Raw genomic sequence first — 20,361 nt, 5'->3', positions numbered from 1 at the left:
AGTTAAGTAGTGGTGGGTGATGACGGATTCGAACCGCCGACATTCTGCGTGTAAGGCAGACGCTCTACCAACTGAGCTAATCACCCTTGAAAAACGTATAAAAAAAGCACTGCTTTTTCAGTTTCACAAGAGAAAACTAATTAAAAATAATTTTCAAATAACTTAAAACTAAAACTATATCGTCTTAATGTAGGAGCGTATTATATAGATAAAGGAGAGGGTGTCAAACACTTTTTTTAAAAAGTTTAAAATTTGACTTTAAATGTAGGGAATGTAGGTATTCAATATACCCTGCTATCAAGGTATACATTTATAACTAGGCATCAACAAGGCTTTTACACAAAGATATTTATAAAAGGGCACTTATAAAGCGATAGGTCACTTATGGTAAACTATTCCTAATCCAATTTACGCTTAATGCTTGATAATTGATAAAAAAGAGACACTATGAATAACGCACATAATCCAAGCCGAGTTGTCATTAATTTAGATGGCAGTCTAGATGAGCTTGATGATGACGATATTACGTTGCCCAGTTTGATCGTGACGGAGGATATTCCTGTTGTTGAAACGCCTCGTAATGAGACTGTTAATAAGTCATCTTATGAGTTACCAGCCTTTCCAACTGATGATCAGCAACTTGATAAGCAGACATTAAACCAGCAGCCCAAGCCTTTTCAGCATCCGCAGTCTCAAATAAGCGAACCAGATAATAACGCTAATGATACAAATAAAAGATCTGGTAGCTGGTTTAGTCGTATGAAGTCTGGATTGTCTAAGTCGCGTAAGAATTTAGCAGAAGGTGTGGCTAACATCTTGATCGGTGGCAAAGAGATTGATGATGAGCTATTGGAAGAGGTGGAAGATCAGCTTTTAGTCGCTGATATCGGGGTGGAAGCCACTGATAAAATTATTAAAAGTCTGACCGAGCAGACAGCCCGTGGTGATCTGATTTATTCGCACTCTTTATATAAAGCGCTACAAAAAGAGTTGGTGGAGATATTGGAGCCTAAAGTTGCTCCCTTAATAATTGATACTTCTAAAAAACCGTTTGTTATTTTGGTTGTTGGGGTAAATGGCGTCGGCAAAACGACGACCATCGGTAAACTAGCAAAACGTTTGCAAGCCGAAGGTAAATCGGTAATGCTCGCTGCTGGTGATACTTTTAGAGCCGCGGCAACAGAGCAACTTCAAGTGTGGGGCGAGCGAAATAATATACCCGTTGTCGCGCAAGGTCATGGTGCAGATAGTGCGTCAGTGGTGTTTGATGCGATGCAATCTGCCAAAGCCAAAAATATCGATGTGTTAATTGCTGATACGGCAGGTCGTTTGCAGAACAAAACGCACCTTATGGCGGAGCTTGAAAAAGTAGTGCGTATTATGCGTAAATCAGACCCAGATGCGCCGCATGAAGGTATGATTGTACTTGATGCAGGGACAGGTCAGAATGCCATAAATCAGGTCAAAATATTCAACGATGCCGTACCTTTAACGGGTATTACTATTACCAAACTGGATGGCACCGCAAAAGGTGGCGTGGTGTTTAATATCGCCAATACGACTGATATACCCATCAGATATATCGGGGTGGGGGAGTCGATCGATGACTTACGAGCGTTTAGTCCTAAGCAGTTTGTGGCAGCCTTGTTTGAGACGGATGAATAATGAATTTAACCACCAGTATGTCGTCGATGACGACTGTGCAAACTTTAAAAAATGGCATCATTGTGATGCCATTTTTTTTGTGTCAAGATAGTAGCGAGATCAGCTCCTGATTTTTGAAGATAGTTGTCAATGAATCTATCACTATGTAAGGATACTTTAAAGGTGAATAAAATGATTGTAACTACGACTGACATTGCGGGATACCCTTTAGTTTTAATGGCAGGTAAGGTGGATGAAGCGTATGCCGCACCGAAACTTCTGGGAGTCAGCTGGTTAGGGGTGGGTCAAGAGTGGCAAACGTCCAAAACCGTTGTACAGTTAAAGAAGTACTTAAAGCTTAGTGATAACCGCTTTAAGTTTGTTGACAAAAATAGCCTAAGCAAAAATGATGCCACTCACACTGTTCTTTTATCAGCACTAACTCAACTGCAGGAATATCAAGCAGGAACTCGACGTAGTTTTGACTTACCGCTTGATTTATCAATGGGAACTGCCTTCCAACAACGTGTTTGGCAAGCATTGCAGCAGATCCCTTATGGGGAAACGATTAGTTATTCACAGTTGGCGCGTAATATTGACAAACCAACGGCGTATCGTGCGGTTGCAAATGCCAATGGTAAGAACCCGTTTAGTATTCTCATTCCTTGCCATCGGGTCATCGCCAGTGGTGGTGGACTAGGGGGGTATACTGGTGGACTTGACAAAAAGAAATTACTGTTGCAAATTGAAGAGCATTAAACCTTATGCTATCTAATAATATGTTATGACTGCCGTGCTAAAAGATAATAATTTCCCGCCACATAAAACGGATGGTAGTCACCACCAAGGCGAGGATATGCCTGAAGAACCTCAAAATATAGGGAATTTAAAACAGTACGCCATTGAGCAATCCCAACCTCTACAAACCATTCAAACTGATGCTAATCTGAACCGAGCCAGTCAACCTGAGTCTACTCAATTTCAAGTTAACCAAAACGGTGAAAACCTTCAAAATCAAATCAAACGCCAGCGAGAGTGGGTCTATTTAACCCATTATCTGACCATTCAAGGCCTAGATCCCATTCATATTATTTCAGGCCAAGATGATGGCTATGAACCTGATTTTACCTTGGTGTTTTGGGAGAATAACCAGTTAGTGTATATCGGTATTGAACTGACAACTTTGCCAAGATTACGTACCCAGATGAGTGAAAAAGGACTGATTGCAAAGCGCTGGTACTGGCAATCGTTGAATATCGTTGCAAAGCAGAATATCTCGGGTCATTTTTATGAAGAGGAAAATGTTTATCTAACGGCTGAGCGATTTAAGATTCCAATGAAAACCTTGTATATGCCTAAAAACAAATTTACCAAATTTAGAAAGGGTCGAACAATTTCTAGTATTACCCAAGACGATGTCGATAAGGTAATGCTAAAAAAACAACCGAAGATTGAAGCGTATCAGACAAGACGGCCACTCAATGAGTTATGGCTGTTGATTCACACGGATAAGTATCAGCCAGATACCATATTGTCGTTTGGAAAAGATAAAGTGACAGGTTGTGATACTAATCTGACGCATAGCACTGTATTTGATAATGTTCAGATTACGTGCTATCCGAGCTATAAGATATTAAATGTACTAAAATCGACAGGTCCTTGATCTGGCGCCTAATTTAACTTCTTAATTCATTTCAACGGCTTGATCTATCTCTTTCTATATCCCTATTTATTTCTCTGTCTCTAAATACAAAGACCTTCGCTAATTCATTAGCGATGGTTTTTTTGAATGTGTATGGCTAACGGGAACTTTATAAAAGCTATAGTCAATAATTTAATGAGAATGGTTAACAGCCCTTAGCGCTTTTACTTAAAAGCACAGGACAACAACATTTATTATATAAAAAAATTCTCTATTTTCATTAGGATAAATCTATAACATTGTAAATTTCAATCCTATTTCAATACTCTAAAATCTTTTTGGTTCAATACTATAAATTCTTATTTGCATTCAACAACCTAATGATTTAATGGTACTTTTAATTATGAGTTACAACTAATTGTGAGCGATAGCAGAGCATTTATTGTATTTATTCAATAGGTTTTTACCCGTGAACGTTTAATTCTCCATCTAATTGAGTCAAATATCCTTTTAACAGATATTCTTTAATCACACCTGCCAGCGGACGCCAGCATGACTACCTTAACTATATCAATTAATAATAAAAGCTATCACTTCGATGATCTTGATCCCCGAACGACACTACTAGACCTTTTTCGACACCACTTACAGATTACAGGCCCCAAAAAAGGCTGTGATCACGGGCAGTGCGGTGCCTGTACTATTTTGATTAATGGTCAACGTATTAATTCATGTTTAACCTTAGCCGTCATGCACGAAGGTGACGAGATAATGACTATTGAAGGAATTGGTTTACCTGAAACTTTATCTGATTTGCAAAAAGCATTTAGAGATCATGATGCTTTTCAATGTGGCTATTGCACACCGGGTCAGATTTGTTCTGCTACTGCCCTTATTGAAGAGGTTAAGCAACAGTGGCCAAGTTATGTGACTCAAGACTTAACACAACCGAATGCGCTTTTAGTCAATGAAATTGCCGAGCGTATGAGCGGTAATATTTGCCGCTGTTCTGCATACCCCAATATCATAAATGCCATATCTGAAGTGCTGCAAAAAGAGGTTAAGCTTTTAGAGGATTCAAATAACTCGGATAGCCCAAATAAAGTGTCTAACTCTAATGCAAAATCAGCTTCTACCTTGGGTGTTTCGGCTGTCTCAGGTATATGGTCGCCAGCGCCTAGTCAAGCCCAGTTACAAGATAATCAATCGACTAAAGCCTCTAATAATCAACACAGCACTAACAATAACCAAAGCACCAACCAAAGCAACAAGAACGCTGCTCAACATTTAGGAGACAACTCATGAAACGTTTTAAATATGTCCGTGCTAATGAGTTAAATCCTGCTTGCGTGGCGGCAAGTACAGAAGGCGCTGCCTTTATTGGTGGCGGTACAAACCTACTTGATCTAATGAAGTTTGAGATAGAAACACCGATTAAACTCATTGATATCACTCAGTTAGAGCTTAAGCAGATTGAGCCTACATCTGAAGGTGGTTTACGTATTGGCGCTTTGGTAACCAATAGTGATTTGGCAGCTCATCCTGACATCATAGCCCATTATCCAGTACTTTCACGCGCTATATTGGCGGGTGCGTCAGGTCAACTACGCAATAAGGCGACGACTGGCGGCAACTTTTTACAACGTACCCGTTGCTACTATTTTTACCAACCAGATAGTCCGTGCAATAAACGAAAACCGGGCACAGGCTGTCCAGCAATTGAAGGTCAAAACCGCTCACTTGCCATACTGGGTACCAGCGATCATTGTATCGCACAGCATCCCTCTGATATGGCAGTGGCTATGCGATTATTAGATGCGACATTAGAGACTCAAAAACCAGATGGTAGTGCCAGACAAGTCCCGATTAAAGAATTTTATCGTCTGCCTAAGGATACCCCTCATATTGAAACAGTATTAGAAACGGGTGAATTAATCACTCATATCGTACTTCCAGCTCCAATTAAAGGCATGCACACTTATGACAAAATTCGTGACCGTGCGTCCTATGCCTTTGCTCTAGTATCTGCCGCCGCAGTGATAGATAAAGATGATACGGGTACGTTAACCACAGTACGTTTGGCGTTTGGTGGTATTGGGTCACAGCCGTGGCGCAATGAGGCGGTAGAGGCGTCACTTAAAGGCACTAAAGGGGCTATTCCTGATATTGTTAATGCTGCCAATATCCTATTAGAAACGGCGAAAGGTCAGGGACAAAATGACTTTAAAATTCCACTAACCCGCCGTTTACTTAAACAAATTATCCAGCGCGCTCTTGACGCTAAGGAAGCATAATCATGGCCTCATTAAATAAATCGCTAAATGAAGCATTAAATAAAGGAATCCTTAATTCCGAACCCAGCAAAAAAATGATCATGAATGAGCCGGTTGCGACCCTCTTCGACAAAACATCGAGTCAGTTAGTTGGTCAACCTCTTACTCGGGTTGATGGTTCTTTAAAAGTAAGTGGGCAAGCGTCTTATGCAGCAGAATATCATGTAGACAATATGGCTTATGGCGTATTGGTTGGTGCTACTATTGCTAAAGGTCGTGTCAAAGATATTGATAAAAGCTCGGTTACTGACATACCAGGCGTTATTAAAGTAGTGACTGATCCAAAGCATTTTATTAGAAATTCTCAGCAAGGCGGCAAAATGAAAGCGCCGACCCAAGGCACCAACGAGATTGCCTATCATGGTCAGCCGATAGCGGTTGTTATCGCTGAAACCTTTGAAGCGGCCACTGAAGCTGCTAAGGCATTAAAAGTAACCTATGATGATCAGACGGATAAAGCAGCTTTAGATTTTAAGACAGAGCTTAAAAATACCCACGAGGTTAATGAAAAAGAAGGGTCTGATAAAAATAGTGAACAAGGCGATCCTGAAAAAGGCTTGGAGAATGCAGCGGTAAGTTTAGATCGCGTTTATACCACGCCTAGTCAAAGTAACTCGCCAATGGAGCCCCATTCATCACTAGCGCATTGGGAGGGGGATAAGCTCACTATTTATACCTCAAACCAGATGGTTGCTTTTAGTAAAAAACAAATAGCGGATGCGTTAGAGATTGATGCTGATAACGTTCATCTGATTGCACGGTATGTCGGTGGCGGCTTTGGTAGTAAATTAGGTATAGCCCCTGAGTCCATTGCAGCCGCTATTGCCGCTAAAGAGCTTGAGCAGCCTGTACTGATAATGATGACACGTCCGCAGGTAATGGAGGCGACGGTAAGACGGTCTAATACCCGTCAAAGAGTTGCCATCGGTTGTAGTGAAGACGGGGTAATAGACACCATTATTCATGAATCGATCTCAAGTAATCTTCCTGATGAGGCATTTTTTGAGCCATCTGCCTTGTCGACACACTTTCTGTATCGTGGTAAAAACCGGAAAGTCGAATACCAAATGGTGGATATGAATTGGACGCTTGCAGGCTCGATGCGCGCACCAGGCGAAGCGGTTGGTCAGATTGCGCTTGAATGTGCGATGGATGAGCTAGCCTGTCAGCTGAATATAGACCCTATTGAGCTACGTCGTCTTAATGAACCAGAAGAAGATCCGTCTCAGCAGACTCCTTTTTCAACAAGACAGCTTATACCTTGCATGGAGCAAGGCGCAAAAGCATTCGGTTGGGATGAGAAGCATATCGCAAAACCTGCCAGTCGTTTAGAAGGCGACTGGTGGATTGGTACTGGTATGGCAGTTGCCTCAAGGGGTAATCAGCTAATGCCTGCAGAGGCTCGTGCTACCTTACAGCTAGATTCAACTAAATCTTATGGTATTAAAGCGGTAATTGAATCCGATATGACTGATATCGGTACGGGGTCTTATACCGTATTCTCTCAGGTAGCAGCGGATCTATTAGGCTTACCTATCGACCATATCGAGATGAAACTCGGTGATAGTAAATTGCCAGCCGCTCCCGGTTCTGGTGGAAGTTTTGGTGCAGCCAGTGCGGGTAGTAGTATTTATCTTGCTTGCGCCGAATTACGTGAGCAAATTGCCAAACGGGTTGGCCTGCATGCTGACACTATACAGTTGCAACAAGGTCAAGTCTCTAAAATCGGCGATCATGACGCTACACTGACAGAAACGGCAATTGAAGCGGGCAAGAATGTGCTTGGTAGTGTTCTTAATAAGTTAGATAAGCTAGATAAGTTAGACAAACTTGACAATATTGCAGAAAAAGTAGGATTGCCGATCTCATTAAATAGTGCTGATACACTGCTAAAAGAGGATTATGACTTTAGTCATGATGCCGCCTATCCGCTAGCCGATATTATTTCAAAACTTGATAACCAACAACTGAGTGCAAAAGGCGAAATTGCACCCGGTAAAAACGGTAAAACCCATCGTCAAGCCTGCTATGGTGCTAACTTTGCACAAGTTGCTGTACATCGCATTTCAGGTGAGATACGCGTGAAGAATATGACGGGTGCTTTCACGGCAGGACGTATTTTGAATCACAAGCTTGCAACCTCACAATGTTATGGCGGTATGGTATTTGGGATTGGCTCAGCATTGATGGAAGAGGTCATTCATGATAAACGTGATGGCAGATTGTGTAACCATGATTTGGCGGAATATCATATTCCTGTGAATGCAGATGTCCCTCAACTCGAAGTCATCCTCGTTGAAGAAGATGACCCGTATACCAATCCTATGCACATTAAAGGGATCGGAGAGACAGCCATATCGGGCGCTGCTGCTGCTATTGCTAATGCGGTTTATAATGCGGTCGGGGTTCGCGTTTATGACTTTCCAATTACTCTAGATAAGTTGATTGATCAATTGCCAGATTATGATGCGGTCGTTTTATAACAATAGATTTTTGATAGTCCCATAGAAATTCTAATTGCCTTAGAATTTCTATGAACTTTTTCAAATGTCTTATTTTTTAAGCTTCTAATAACGCCAGTGTGATAAAAGCGGTTTTGGTGAGAGCAAGGGGAGGGCAGGTTGTATAAGGTACAGTACTATTTGCCCTCAATAGCTGTATTTAATACTTTCTTTCAATACCTGCCTTCATTATTTACCCTTCTTTAATTAAGTAAATGCTCTTAATTAAGTGGTCTTACATGACCTTAATAGGTTGATCTTTTAACTTTTAAACGCCTTAAATAAGTCAATACTATGAATCATGTTTCTGATATTTTAAAACTGGCGACTGAAGTTGCCCGCGACGGTATTGAAGCGGTACTAGCAACGGTTGTGCGTACTGAGGGTTCTGCATATCGTAAAGAAGGTGCGATGATGCTTATCTGTGCAGATGGGCGCTCAGTAGGCATGATTAGTGGTGGCTGTCTAGAGCCGCATATCATTAAAAGAGCTTTTTGGATTACCCGTAATGGACCATCTGTTCAGGTGTATCAAACGGGGGAGGACGATAACGCTCATCAAAATAATGCTAAGCAACATAATCACAATAGTGTTGAAAATAACGAAAATAGTGATTTGAATACTGACAATTACCGTGATTTAGACTGGCACCATGATTTAGACGACCAGTTTGATAGTCATAACGACGATGATATAGATCTCAATTTTGGTTTGGGTTGTAATGGACGTGTTCATGTTCTATTCCAGCGATTGGAATCTGTGATGCCTTTGATTAAATGCATTAAAGAGGTTCGCAATAATGAGCAAACGATGCGAATAGCTACTTTAATCCGTTCAGACGATCCCTCGCATCCTATTGGCATACATATTAATTTAGATGATTTTATAGCTCACTCAAATATAACCATCTTAAATGAGGATTTAAAACATATTCCCAGTGATCCTACCTTAACACAAGCGATTAAAACGCTGTCTTCAAATGGATCAGAAGATAATTCAGTAGCTGGCAATGAGTACTCTAAAAAAAAGGCTTCTAAAAAAAAGCCTTCTAAAAAACAGGCTCAATTTGTGAGTGTAAAAGGGGTAGTCGATAATAATTTAGACCATATTATCGAGACACAGTGGTTAGTGAGACATTTGCAACCGCAAATTAAGCTGCTGATTTGCGGAGCAGGCAATGATGTATTGCCATTGGTTACGCTTGCGAAAATGCAGGACTGGCAGGTTACAGTATTAGATAGCCGTGCTCATTACGCCACTCGAGCGCGCTTCATGCAAGCTGATAATGTCCTATGTTTGCCGCTAGAAGATAGCGACACCCTTATTAATCTAAGCCGAAATGCTGCTGTTGCCATTATGTCTCATAGTCTCAGTCAAGATAGAGCACGTCTTAAAGTGCTGCTTGCCAATCCACCGGTATACCTAGGTCAGCTAGGGCCAAAATATCGAACAGAGCGTTTGATTTCTGAAATCAAAGACATTTATCAAGGCGACATCTCACATTTACAGCAAGGTATCGATCAACTGCATTATCCTATTGGATATAAACTTGGCGGTGATGGACCAGAGGCATTAGCATTAGGTATCATTGCCCAGATTAATGCGGTGATGCATGGCGTTGATTTTATGACCTCAAACGATGCTGTAAATCTAGAAGCCCCTTTAAAGTTCAAATCAAAGGAGAGTTCAAAGGAGAATGACGCTTCTGTACCTGTCTCAAGTTGTGCCTTAAACCATACAGTAAGCCTTTAAGTTATGCCGAACCTCACTCACAACACTTATAAAAACCATGCCGTTATTTTGCTGGCGAGTGGACTCAGTCAGCGTTTAGGAGCTCCCAAACAGCTATTAACGCAACATGGTCAAACTTTGATTGAAGTCATGATTCGTAGAGCCTTTGCGACGCATCCAGCGGTTATTATTGTTGTCATTCCCGAAGGTCATTTGTCAATTAAGAGAGTCATAGATAGATTGATTGCTGACATTGAACCTATTGAGGTGGTTTTCAATAAAGAACCTGAGAAGGGTGTGGGGCATAGTCTAAGCTTGGGTATTGATGCTTTGAATTCTCTAGCTAATGATGATTTAGCGACTAGAAGTTTGGTAATTAACAACTTAGTTTCTAGCAATTCGGTATCTAGCAATTTGGCGATTAATAAAGTTATGATTTTAGGGGTAGACCAAATTTTGTTAGATACTCATCATCTAAAGAATTTACTGAAAGAAAATACTAAAGTTGTCGCCAGTCGCTATGCTAAATCTGACAAGATAGTGCAGGACAATATTTTTGATAGTCGTAATATTAATAAAGGCAGTTTGAATAGTCGCGATTTTAATAGTCGCAATGCTACTAATCTTATTTTAGAAATAGGTAACAATTACCCTAATTATACTAGAGATATAGGCTTAGACAGTAGTGAGACAGTTGTTGGTTTACCGATAGTTATTGACTATGAACTTCTTAAAAATTGGCAGTCAAGTTTACAGGGAGATAAAGGGCTGCGTCATCAAATTAGAGCATTGGTGGCTGATGAGGTAGCGATTGTTGATAACTTCAAATTAAGTCTTGATATTGATACTCCCGAGCAGCTAAAGCTTGCAATCAATAAAAATTGGCTAGATAGGTAAAATTTATGATGTTTTAAGCTGTCAAGTTAAGGCAAAACAAAAAACAGACCCTAAACGCCATAGTTAAGGCCTGTTTTTAGTAAGGTAGATTTTATTATTAATCTAAAGTATCCTGCTTAGTTATTAACGAGATTCTGACTAGCTACTAAAACTAAGTTATTCGGCGCCTAATTGCTCTAAAATCTCATCAGTGAAATCAACGTTGGTGTGTACATCTTGTACATCGTCAATATCTTCAAGCATATCGATCATTTTCATGACTTTTTCAGCATCGTCAATATTATCAATCATTGCACTCGTTGAAGGAGACATAGTTACTTCAGCATTACTTGATTCATAGCCTGCTTTATTGAGCGCGTCTTTTACTGTCCCAAACCTTTCAGGCTCAGTAATTACTCTTAAGCTTTCGCCATCGTTCTCAATATCTAATGCACCGGCATCTAGGGCTACTAGCATAATCTCATCTTCTAATGACACATCATCGAAGGTGATTTCGCCACGTTTGGTAAATAAATAGGCCACTGAGCCAGCAGTGCCCAAATTACCATCAAATTTAGTAAAAGCATGACGCACTTCACTAACGGTACGATTAACATTATCTGTCATGGTTTCTACTAACACCGCCACACCGCCAACACCGTACCCTTCGTAGGTCAGCTCATCCATATCACCGCCTTCCGTATTACCGGCACCACGCTCGATGGCTCGCTTAATAGTATCTTTAGTCATATTAGCCGATAGGGCTTTTTCTACTGCGGCACGTAAGCGAGGGTTAGCGTCTGGGTCAGGATCACCTTGTTTGGTTGCAGAGATTATTTCGCGAATTATTTTGGTAAAAATCTTGCCGCGTTTCGCATCTTCTTTGGCTTTTTTATGTTTGATATTTGCCCATTTTGAATGGCCGGCCATAATAAATTCCTTAATATAGAACCAAGAACTTTTAATTAGCATTAGTTTAGCTAACTAAACTTACTTTACCAATTTTTAAACACTCACTGTTTTAACAATTAATGTTTTGCACATATTACACTGTCAGCGTTACCGTTAAGCCGTTGAACCAAAATATAAATCAATGGCGCTATTAATGAGGAGTTATCAAGATATCCCTCATATAAAACAAAGTCCTTCTTATTGGTAACATTAACGACATAATGCAGTATAATGATCTAACATTATAGACTACAAACCTGTGTTTATGAAAAAAGCTAAGACAAAACGTAAAACGATAAGTGAGTTAAAAGAAGATATTCACATCGTAATGGATGGAACGGATACGCCATTAGGGCGCTATTTTGACATCTTTTTATTAGTTGCCATAGTTGCAAGTGTGTCTGTCGTTATGCTGGATAGTGTACTATTACTGCGTTTGGAGTATGGCACTTTATTTTTTTATGCTGAATGGTTCTTTACTATTATATTTACCATTGAGTACGTTTTACGTTTATTTTCTACCCCTAACCGCATGCGTTATGCGTTTAGCTTTTTTGGTATCGTTGATTTATTGTCGGTATTACCCAGTTATTTAAGTTTGATTTTTGGTGGTATTCAGTACCTTATTGTCGTTCGTATTCTACGAATTTTGAGGGTATTCCGTGTCCTTAAAATGAAAGGGTACATGCAACAAGCTGGCTTTTTAGCATCCTCATTAAAAGCCAGTCAACAAAAAATATCGGTATTTTTTCTATTTGTTCTACTACTGGTTACTATTTTCGGCTCAGTAATTTATGTTATTGAAGGTCCTGAAAACGGCTTTACCAGTATCCCTTTGTCAATCTACTGGGCTATTGTTACTCTCACTACCGTAGGTTACGGTGATATGTCACCAAAAACGGGGCTAGGTCAAGCCATTGCAAGTATGGTTATGATAATGGGTTACTCCATTATTGCGGTGCCAACCGGTATCTTTACCTCAGAATTGGCAAAAAACATGCGGCCTCAGTTACATCCTGTTACTTGTCCTAATTGTGGTAAATACGGTCATGCCGCTGGTGCAGAATTTTGTGACCGCTGTGGTCATGATTTACATCTATAGACATTTTAATCTATAGACACTTTAATATGATAAGTTGTTTTCGTGTGATTATTAGTAAATTGATACCATTTGCATTCGGTATTAATACTAGCGCTGAAATATAGCGGGTAGTTCAATACTCTCTATATTAGGTATCTCTAAAGGTTTCCTTAGATAACAATATTGAAGATAAGTCCTAAAATTAAAATCGTTATGTTAATTAGGGTTGATGCCAACCATTAATGCCTCAATATAAGTTTAAATATATTTTCAATCTATAAGTTTATTGATATTTATGCCTAATTTATTAAAAAAATCTTTTGACGTCGTTAATAGAGTACGTCATACGGCCAGTGTTGCGGGTCTGTCAGCTCTTCGAGTGGCTAAAGGCGAAGATCTTGATGCAAATTTATTGCGTGAAACGTTTGAACAGTTAGGTACAACGTATATTAAAATTGGACAGTTTATTGCAAGTACGCCATCATTATTTCCGCGTGAATATGTGACGGCATTTCAAGGCTGCTTAGATCAAACCACTCCTTTGTCATATAGTTACATTGAGCAGGTTCTTAAAGAGGAGTTGCTCACTGCTGAGATGTCTCATCAAGGCATGACGCTAGACGATCTATTTATGGAGATTGATAAAACCCCTCTGGCATCAGCGAGTATTGCTCAAGTACATGCGGCTAAATTGCATGACGGAACTGATGTAGTACTAAAAGTTCAGAAGCCTGGTGTAGATACTATCATGCAGACTGACTTAGGTGTGCTGCATGGTATCAGCAAAATAATGGAAAAGTTGATGCCAAAAATGAAGTTTGCCAGTATCTCGCCAATCATTGATGAAATACGAATTCGTATGATGGCAGAGACTGACTTTATAAATGAAGCAGCGAATATTCGTGATTTCCAACAGTTTCTAAAAATAACAAGTAATAAAAAAGTTATAGCACCAGAGGTAGTGGATGAGTTGACCACAAAGCGGGTTCTAACCATGAGTCGCTTACATGGTATGTCTATGGTTGATGAAGTCGCTATGCGCCAATATTGTGATGATCCGGCCCAAGTTATGGCTGATACTCTTAACACTTGGTTTGCCAGCTTAATGTTCTGTAATAGCTTTCATGCTGATTTACATGCTGGAAATTTGATGCTCCTTGAAGATGGTCGTATTGGCTTTATAGATTTTGGCATTGTTGGTAAGCTAAAACCTGAAAGTTGGAAAGCGTGCATGGGAATGATGCAGGCTTTGCAGGATAATGACTTTGTAACCATGGCAAGTTGTATGATTGATATGGGTATGACACATGGTCGAGAGCAGGTTAATGAAAGTCAACTTGCTGGCGATCTGGCTAAAATGATTACTCGTATTATGGCTGAAGATAAGACGTATACCAGTGGTAAGCCTTTTAATAGCAAAGAGCAGGCAGATGAATTAAATAAAATGATGCTGGAGATTGTAGAAGTGGGCAAACGGCATGGCATACATTTCCCAAGAGATTTCGCATTATTAACCAAGCAAATGCTATATTTTGATCGGTTTATGCGAACTTTAGCACCTGATATGGATATGTTTAATGATGCTCGCGTCAGCTTATTAGGTAACGCTTGATAGGTCTTAACCCTTTTAATAGTAAAGCTGCAATAATCAAGCTATTAATATACATAAGTAGATTATGATAACCAAATTGCCTCGCTGGATTCTAATTGGTGGTGCGGTACTTGCCTTTAGTGCTGGGTGCATAAACGTTATTGCCTTGACTGGTTTTACCAACCTTTCTGTGTCACATGTTACGGGAAATGTTAGCTTGTTTTCGGCGGCAATGGCACATGCAGATTGGCAGTCAATATTATTTATTGGGGCATCTCTACTATCTTTTTTAACCGGTGCTATATTAAGTGGCTATATAACGGGTCAGACCTCCCTAAAACTCGGTAATCGATACGGTGTTGCACTTTATCTTGAAGCTGGCATGTTATTGGGTAGTTTTTTATTGTTCTTTCAGCACGATTACTTTGGTCAACTGCTAGCTGCTATGGCGTGCGGTTTGCAAAACGCACTGGTTGCTACATATAGTGGTGCGGTTATTCGAACGACCCATTTGACTGGTTTAACATCAGATATGGGCGCTGCCATAGGCAACTGGCTAGCAGGTAGGCAGATAAGCAAACCGACGTTATTGTTTCAAGCATTGATTTGGTATAGCTTTTGTGGTGGAGGGGTAGTCGGTGCCTTCGGATATAACTATGTCGGTTATGCTGCAATGCTACTGCCAATCTCAATCGTATTCATGGCAGCATTATTTTACCAACATGCCTCTAATCGGTTATCAAAAAAGCCTACTAGCTAATCATAGCTTGAACTAATCATATCTTGATAGTCAGTGACAAATTATTAGCCATGCTATAAAGTAATGCGGCATGCAATATATTTACTCAACAACCTGAGCGATGATGATGTAATCTTTTTACACGATGCCACGTTGGAATACTTGTCGTAGCTCAAAACTCGTACGTACTTGGGATACCCCTTCGATGTGATTTAAGCGATGAAGTAAAAACTCTTCATAGTGTGCCATGTCACGTACGACTACTTTAAGCAGATAATCTTCAGTACGCCCCGTCACAATGCTGCAACTTACGACTTCTTCAAAACTCTTTACTTTATCTTCAAATTCTGAAAATCGCTCGGCGGTATGTCTATCCATACTCACGGAAATATATAAAGCTAAGCTATAGCCAAGCTTTTGAGGGTCGACATGTGCATGATAGCCCGTGATTATACCAGTATCTTCAAGTCGTTTAATTCGTCTGGCACAGGGTGTCGCTGATAAAAAAACTCGTTCTGCTAATTCAGTAACGCTCATGCGTGCATCATATTGAAGCAGTTCTAAAATTTGTCTATCGATATTATCCAGTTCATGGGATTGAGTATTGGCAATACTATTGTTAGTTCTAACTTTAGACATTTGATTAAGCCTATAAAGTAGTGTTTTTCGCTAAAAATATACCGTTATTTGAGATAATTAGCTAATCGAAGTTTAATATATCACATATTTTGTAGAATAATATTCTGAGACTTTGATATTATATTGAGTAACAAATTAAATTATATTTTTCAATTATTAATAATACGTTAGAGGATCAATATGAGCCAAGTCGCCACCCCTGTGTCTGAGCCAAAAATCAAGCCTAAACATGATGCCTTTGATTATCGCAAGTATCAGCCTTTTGCGTTTAAACCAAACTTGCCAGATCGTACATGGCCAGATAAAACAATTAAAAAAGCACCGATTTGGGCAAGTGTGGATTTGCGAGATGGTAATCAGGCGCTGATTGATCCTATGAGCATCGAACAAAAAATGATGTTCTTTAAGTTGTTGGTAGATATTGGTTTCAAAGAGATTGAAATAGGCTTTCCTTCAGCTGCCCAAGTAGAGTTTGATTTCGCCCGCAAACTTATTGAAGAAGATCATATTCCAGATGACGTTACTGTACAGGTATTGGTTCAAGCCCGTGAGCATTTAATAGAGCGGACTTTTGAAGCGTTAAAAGGAGCACGGCGTGCGGTAGTCCATGTCTACAACTCGACCAGTCGTGTGCAGCGAGATAAAGTTTACGCAAAAGACCTAGCACAAATCAAACAAATTGCGATGAATGGGGCGCAGTTATTAAAAGATCATGCCGCTAAACATCCTGAAACTGAATGGGTGTTCCAATACTCCCCAGAAAGCTTTAGCCAAACTGAACCCGACTATGCTATTGAGGTATGCGATGCGGTAAACTCAGTGTGGCAACCAGAAAAGGGTCAACAAGTTATTATAAATTTACCAGCTACCGTTGAATCCTCAATGCCAAATATTTATGCTGATCAAGTAGAGTACTTTTGCCGTAATCTTAAAAACCGTGAGCATGTGATTGTCAGTTTACATACGCATAACGATCGTGGGTGTGCGGTTGCCGCCTCAGAGCTTGGGGTATTAGCAGGTGCAGATCGTATTGAAGGCACATTACTTGGTAATGGTGAGCGTACGGGAAATATGGACATCATGATTATGGCTATGAATATGTATAGCCAAGGGGTAGATCCTGAGTTAGACTTTAGTGATATGAGTAGAATTGTGCAGGTGGTTAGTGAATGTAATAATCTGCCAGTGCACCCTCGTCATCCCTATATTGGCGAGCTTGTGTTCACTGCTTTCAGTGGCTCACATCAAGATGCGATCAAAAAGTCGCTTGATTATAATGAGAAACACAGCGCTGAAACAAAAAATATCTGGGATGTGGCCTATCTACCAATTGATCCTGCACATATTGGGCGTAGTTACCAAGATGTGGTACGTATTAATAGCCAATCTGGGAAGGGTGGAGTGGCCTATATCCTTCAACGTAATTATGGCTTTAATTTACCGCGTTGGATGCAAATAGATTTTAGTGGTGTGGTTCAAAAGCAAGCTGAAGATGCAGCACGTGAACTTAAAAACGAAGAGATTTTACAAGCTTTTGAGAACACCTATTTTAATACCTCTGGTTATAAATTACTTGATTACAGCGTGAATAATAAAGGCGGTGAAGTTGAGTTTAATGGTCAAGTCACTATTAATGGTGATACCATTGATATCTCAGGTAAAGGTAACGGACCATTATCTGCATTTATTAATGGGGTAGCACGTCATACTGGTAAGCGCTTACATATTATTAATTATGCTGAGCATGCAATCAGTCAAGAGAGTGCAAATAATGTTGATTCTGATCATGAACAGAGTGATAAAACGAATGCCAATGCTGCGGCTTATATCCAGCTAAATGTTGATGGTAATATTTATTCAGGTATAGGCACCTGTAGTAGCACGGTATCTGCAATGTTGAAAGGTGCGTTATCGGCATTAGCACAAGCTATTTCATAGTCTAATTATTTGTAAAAACCAGTTAGGTTATTCTCCGCTGGTTTTTTTAAATTATTGAATCAGCTTATCCACTTCTTCGATGAGTAGGTTTTTCATCCGCTCTGTAAGATTTATTTTTATACTTTTTTTTATTTATAATAGGAATCTGGTAATCAATAATGGGGATTTTTATAAATAGGTAACAATAATTAGTGACAATTTATGTTTAATTATTTTATTAACTCTACTTACTAGTCTTTATTTAATTTTAAAGTTTATATTTCACATGAGAAAACTATCTCTCTTACTATAAACTGACAAAAAAAGGCAGAGTAACTGATAAAAGCTGTCATATATACAAATTATATGTCCAGAAGAATTATATACAGATAAAGCGTCGTTCATGAAAAGTATGATTCATAAAAAAGCCGAGCAATGCTCGGCATTTAGAGTTATTATCTCTAACATACATTTAACAAAACAAACATATGGTTATTTTTTCAGAACCTCTGCCATTGCATTAGCCACATAATCAACGTTGGATGTATTTAATCCTGCTACAGAGATTCTTGAATTCGATACCATATAGATTCCAAATTCCGATTGCATACGCGCAACTTGTTCAGGGGTTAGTCCTGTAAAACTGAACATACCATTTTGACGGGTAATATAATCGAAGCTACGACCAGGAATATTCGCCTCTAAAACAGATTTAAGTTTTAAACGCATTGCTTTAATGCGGTCACGCATTGCATAAACTTCGCTAACCCATTGTTCATAAAGTGCATCATCATTCATAACGATATCAACAATATGGCCCCCATGTGATGGTGGGGTTGAGTAGATACGACGTACTATGGATTGCAACTGACCAAACACTCGTTTAGCCTCATCGGCAGATGGACAGACAACGGATAAACCACCCACACGCTCACCATAAAGCGATAAGTTTTTAGAAAAGGAATTGCTTATAAATACTGTCAATCCCCTGTCAACTGCTTTACGGATAGCGTATACGTCAGTTTCCATATCTTCGCCAAAACCCTGATAAGCAATATCCATAAATGGAATTAAATCACGCTCTTTAATGACATCTAAAACGGTATCCCATTGCGGTTGAGTTAAATCTACCCCTGTTGGATTGTGGCAGCAAGGATGTAACAATATTACGTCATGTTTATTAAAAGATTTTAAAAAGTCAACCATGGCATCAAATTTGATACCACCGGTTTGCTGATCGTAATATGGATATTTAGCAACTTCAACATCTGAGCCCTCAAAAATAGCAATGTGATTTCCCCATGTTGGATCACTGACATAGCATTTAGATTGTGGGAACCATTGATGGATAAACTCCGCACCAACTTTCAAAGCACCAGAACCCCCTATAGTAGCAATAGTCGCCACTCGGTTTTCTTGCAAAATTTTTGCATCTTTACCAAAAAGGATTTTTTGACAGCCTATTCTATGTCCTAGTAAACCTTCCATTGGCAAATAAGGTCTGGGAGAAATTGGATTAGCAATGCGTTCTTCAGCTATTTTTACACAGTTAAGAACAGGAAGTTTACCCTCAGCATCAAAATATACACCGACACCTAAATTAACTTTATTGGGTTTGTTATCCGCTATAAATTTATCTTTAAGACCCAAAATAGGATCGCCAGCGTAATAGTCCACACATTCAAACATTTTATTTCCTTAGGAGATATGAGACAGGAGATTAAAAGGATAAACCAGTTTTTGTATTAACTCAATATATTGCCCTATTTAGGAAACAAATAAGCGGTTTTTAAAATGACATTATTAACTATAAGTCAGTCACTCTGTTAAACAGCTGCTTTTTTCAGTAATTTTAAATTTTTATGATCTTTCTTATTCTGGCTTTTGCATGACTATTATATATAAGTTCAGTATCTATAAGTAATTGAGAGTTTCTATCATGATAGTTAAACTTACCAAAATATAGACTTGAGATATTTAAAAGAGCCAAAATAATATTTTTGTTTATAAAAAAATATATTGTCGTTATAATGACTTAGAGCTAAATGAGATTTAAACGATTATATTTAACTATCTTACAAGTTTAGTTAAATTGATAACGATATCAACAGCTACAGTTTTGATTTTAATCAGTCACATCTATTAGTCATATCTTATAATATTAGCAATACATCAAGCTATTAATAAAAGAACAGCATATCCTCTTTATATGCTAAAGATATAGGAAAAAAGTTTGGTTTTAATTATAAAAATACCTGAAATTCGTCTTAACCTTTCAGACCACCTTGTGTTTTTTTACCTAATTTAATGACTCCTTCTTCTCACCACGTAATTTTGATTCACTTTTCAATTATAGACAGACCATATGTAGCCTATTTTATTCAGATTATCCTCGTATTAAACAAATGCTCACTATTATACTATAATGCCAATTACCGATTATCGGATATTAATTACCTTACAGCTAGAAAATAGATGATATTTTATATTTGGCACAATAATTGCTTCTAATATACTATATTACTTACAAATACTAAATTACTTACAAATACTATTCGATCAACTTAACAACCTCTCTACTCCTCACTAAATCTTTAATTTAAATCTTTGTTATCAGGGTCAATTAAAAAATGAAAAAAAACATATTAGCACTATCTTTAACCGCCCTAACTATTGGCTCAATGATTACACCTGCAAATGCCGTTAACATAGTTGA

General features: G+C 38.9%; 15 protein-coding genes and 1 tRNA gene. 12 read left to right on the top strand and 4 right to left on the bottom strand.

Annotation, left to right across the window (positions count from 1 at the left end):
* Positions 1-10: 10 nt before the first annotated feature.
* A tRNA-Val gene (locus AC2SLL_RS11470) sits at positions 11-86 on the bottom strand.
* A 361-nt stretch (positions 87-447) separates the two neighbouring features.
* Between AC2SLL_RS11470 and ftsY the strand changes: the two genes are divergently transcribed.
* The 8 genes from ftsY to AC2SLL_RS11430 all read left to right on the top strand — a co-directional run bounded on the left by ftsY (position 448) and on the right by AC2SLL_RS11430 (position 10,748).
* On the top strand, positions 448-1,665 hold the full coding sequence (ftsY, locus tag AC2SLL_RS11465) for a signal recognition particle-docking protein FtsY (protein ID WP_486531825.1): 1,218 nt from the start codon (positions 448-450) through the stop codon (positions 1,663-1,665).
* A gap of 171 nt (positions 1,666-1,836) precedes the next feature.
* Complete coding sequence (locus tag AC2SLL_RS11460; RefSeq protein WP_486531824.1) at positions 1,837-2,403, top strand: methylated-DNA--[protein]-cysteine S-methyltransferase; 567 nt, start codon at positions 1,837-1,839, stop codon at positions 2,401-2,403.
* Positions 2,404-2,500: 97 nt separating this feature from the next.
* The gene (locus tag AC2SLL_RS11455) at positions 2,501-3,307 is read left to right on the top strand and encodes a hypothetical protein (protein ID WP_486531823.1); all 807 of its coding nucleotides are present in this window, start codon (positions 2,501-2,503) and stop codon (positions 3,305-3,307) included.
* Positions 3,308-3,838: 531 nt separating this feature from the next.
* Entirely contained in the window at positions 3,839-4,591 is a 753-nt protein-coding gene (locus AC2SLL_RS11450) for a 2Fe-2S iron-sulfur cluster-binding protein (RefSeq protein WP_486531822.1), read from the top strand.
* The gene (locus AC2SLL_RS11445) at positions 4,588-5,580 is read left to right on the top strand and encodes an FAD binding domain-containing protein (protein ID WP_486531821.1); all 993 of its coding nucleotides are present in this window, start codon (positions 4,588-4,590) and stop codon (positions 5,578-5,580) included. Before AC2SLL_RS11450 ends, AC2SLL_RS11445 begins: the two co-directional genes overlap by 4 nt.
* 2 nt (positions 5,581-5,582) lie before the next feature.
* Entirely contained in the window at positions 5,583-8,102 is a 2,520-nt protein-coding gene (locus AC2SLL_RS11440; RefSeq protein WP_486531820.1) for a molybdopterin cofactor-binding domain-containing protein, read from the top strand.
* A gap of 312 nt (positions 8,103-8,414) precedes the next feature.
* Positions 8,415-9,872, top strand: a complete 1,458-nt coding sequence (locus tag AC2SLL_RS11435; protein WP_486531819.1) for an XdhC family protein — start codon at positions 8,415-8,417, stop codon at positions 9,870-9,872.
* Between the two features lie 3 nt (positions 9,873-9,875).
* Entirely contained in the window at positions 9,876-10,748 is an 873-nt protein-coding gene (locus AC2SLL_RS11430) for an NTP transferase domain-containing protein (protein ID WP_486531818.1), read from the top strand.
* Positions 10,749-10,904: 156 nt separating this feature from the next.
* Here the strand turns inward: AC2SLL_RS11430 and AC2SLL_RS11425 are convergent, their stop codons facing one another.
* Positions 10,905-11,657 carry a YebC/PmpR family DNA-binding transcriptional regulator gene (locus AC2SLL_RS11425; RefSeq protein ID WP_486531817.1) on the bottom strand — a complete coding sequence of 251 codons (753 nt, stop codon included), beginning with the start codon at positions 11,655-11,657 and terminating at the stop codon, positions 10,905-10,907.
* A 286-nt stretch (positions 11,658-11,943) separates the two neighbouring features.
* Here AC2SLL_RS11425 and AC2SLL_RS11420 point away from each other — a divergent pair, with 286 nt between their 5' ends.
* From AC2SLL_RS11420 to AC2SLL_RS11410, 3 genes are all read left to right on the top strand, one after another.
* Entirely contained in the window at positions 11,944-12,780 is an 837-nt protein-coding gene (locus AC2SLL_RS11420; protein WP_486531816.1) for an ion transporter, read from the top strand.
* A gap of 274 nt (positions 12,781-13,054) precedes the next feature.
* Complete coding sequence (locus tag AC2SLL_RS11415; RefSeq protein WP_486531815.1) at positions 13,055-14,371, top strand: ABC1 kinase family protein; 1,317 nt, start codon at positions 13,055-13,057, stop codon at positions 14,369-14,371.
* Between the two features lie 64 nt (positions 14,372-14,435).
* Positions 14,436-15,110 carry a YoaK family protein gene (locus tag AC2SLL_RS11410; RefSeq protein ID WP_486531814.1) on the top strand — a complete coding sequence of 225 codons (675 nt, stop codon included), beginning with the start codon at positions 14,436-14,438 and terminating at the stop codon, positions 15,108-15,110.
* 117 nt (positions 15,111-15,227) lie between these two features.
* Here the strand turns inward: AC2SLL_RS11410 and AC2SLL_RS11405 are convergent, their stop codons facing one another.
* The gene (locus tag AC2SLL_RS11405; RefSeq protein WP_486531813.1) at positions 15,228-15,728 is read right to left on the bottom strand and encodes an Lrp/AsnC family transcriptional regulator; all 501 of its coding nucleotides are present in this window, start codon (positions 15,726-15,728) and stop codon (positions 15,228-15,230) included.
* A 180-nt stretch (positions 15,729-15,908) separates the two neighbouring features.
* Between AC2SLL_RS11405 and leuA the strand changes: the two genes are divergently transcribed.
* Positions 15,909-17,666, top strand: coding sequence for a 2-isopropylmalate synthase (gene leuA, locus AC2SLL_RS11400; protein WP_486531812.1), 1,758 nt, complete (start codon positions 15,909-15,911; stop codon positions 17,664-17,666).
* A 471-nt stretch (positions 17,667-18,137) separates the two neighbouring features.
* Here leuA and AC2SLL_RS11395 read toward each other — a convergent pair whose 3' ends face one another.
* Positions 18,138-19,334 carry an amino acid aminotransferase gene (locus tag AC2SLL_RS11395; RefSeq protein ID WP_486531811.1) on the bottom strand — a complete coding sequence of 399 codons (1,197 nt, stop codon included), beginning with the start codon at positions 19,332-19,334 and terminating at the stop codon, positions 18,138-18,140.
* Positions 19,335-20,361: the final 1,027 nt, after the last annotated feature.

This window comes from Psychrobacter sp. CX97 (genome assembly GCF_057396285.1).
Note: the sequence above shows the minus strand (reverse complement) of the source record. Positions and strands in the feature narration are given on the sequence as shown.

What these genes read in the sequence shown, in the direction of transcription:
- ftsY (WP_486531825.1), top strand. Translation starts at nt 448, where the DNA reads ATGAATAACGCACATAATCCAAGCCGAGTTGTCATTAATTTAGATGGC.
- AC2SLL_RS11460 (WP_486531824.1), top strand. Translation starts at nt 1,837, where the DNA reads ATGATTGTAACTACGACTGACATTGCGGGATACCCTTTAGTTTTAATG.
- AC2SLL_RS11455 (WP_486531823.1), top strand. Translation starts at nt 2,501, where the DNA reads ATGCCTGAAGAACCTCAAAATATAGGGAATTTAAAACAGTACGCCATT.
- AC2SLL_RS11450 (WP_486531822.1), top strand. Translation starts at nt 3,839, where the DNA reads ATGACTACCTTAACTATATCAATTAATAATAAAAGCTATCACTTCGAT.
- AC2SLL_RS11445 (WP_486531821.1), top strand. Translation starts at nt 4,588, where the DNA reads ATGAAACGTTTTAAATATGTCCGTGCTAATGAGTTAAATCCTGCTTGC.
- AC2SLL_RS11440 (WP_486531820.1), top strand. Translation starts at nt 5,583, where the DNA reads ATGGCCTCATTAAATAAATCGCTAAATGAAGCATTAAATAAAGGAATC.
- AC2SLL_RS11435 (WP_486531819.1), top strand. Translation starts at nt 8,415, where the DNA reads ATGAATCATGTTTCTGATATTTTAAAACTGGCGACTGAAGTTGCCCGC.
- AC2SLL_RS11430 (WP_486531818.1), top strand. Translation starts at nt 9,876, where the DNA reads ATGCCGAACCTCACTCACAACACTTATAAAAACCATGCCGTTATTTTG.
- AC2SLL_RS11425 (WP_486531817.1), bottom strand. Translation starts at nt 11,657, where the DNA reads ATGGCCGGCCATTCAAAATGGGCAAATATCAAACATAAAAAAGCCAAA.
- AC2SLL_RS11420 (WP_486531816.1), top strand. Translation starts at nt 11,944, where the DNA reads ATGAAAAAAGCTAAGACAAAACGTAAAACGATAAGTGAGTTAAAAGAA.
- AC2SLL_RS11415 (WP_486531815.1), top strand. Translation starts at nt 13,055, where the DNA reads ATGCCTAATTTATTAAAAAAATCTTTTGACGTCGTTAATAGAGTACGT.
- AC2SLL_RS11410 (WP_486531814.1), top strand. Translation starts at nt 14,436, where the DNA reads ATGATAACCAAATTGCCTCGCTGGATTCTAATTGGTGGTGCGGTACTT.
- AC2SLL_RS11405 (WP_486531813.1), bottom strand. Translation starts at nt 15,728, where the DNA reads ATGTCTAAAGTTAGAACTAACAATAGTATTGCCAATACTCAATCCCAT.
- leuA (WP_486531812.1), top strand. Translation starts at nt 15,909, where the DNA reads ATGAGCCAAGTCGCCACCCCTGTGTCTGAGCCAAAAATCAAGCCTAAA.
- AC2SLL_RS11395 (WP_486531811.1), bottom strand. Translation starts at nt 19,334, where the DNA reads ATGTTTGAATGTGTGGACTATTACGCTGGCGATCCTATTTTGGGTCTT.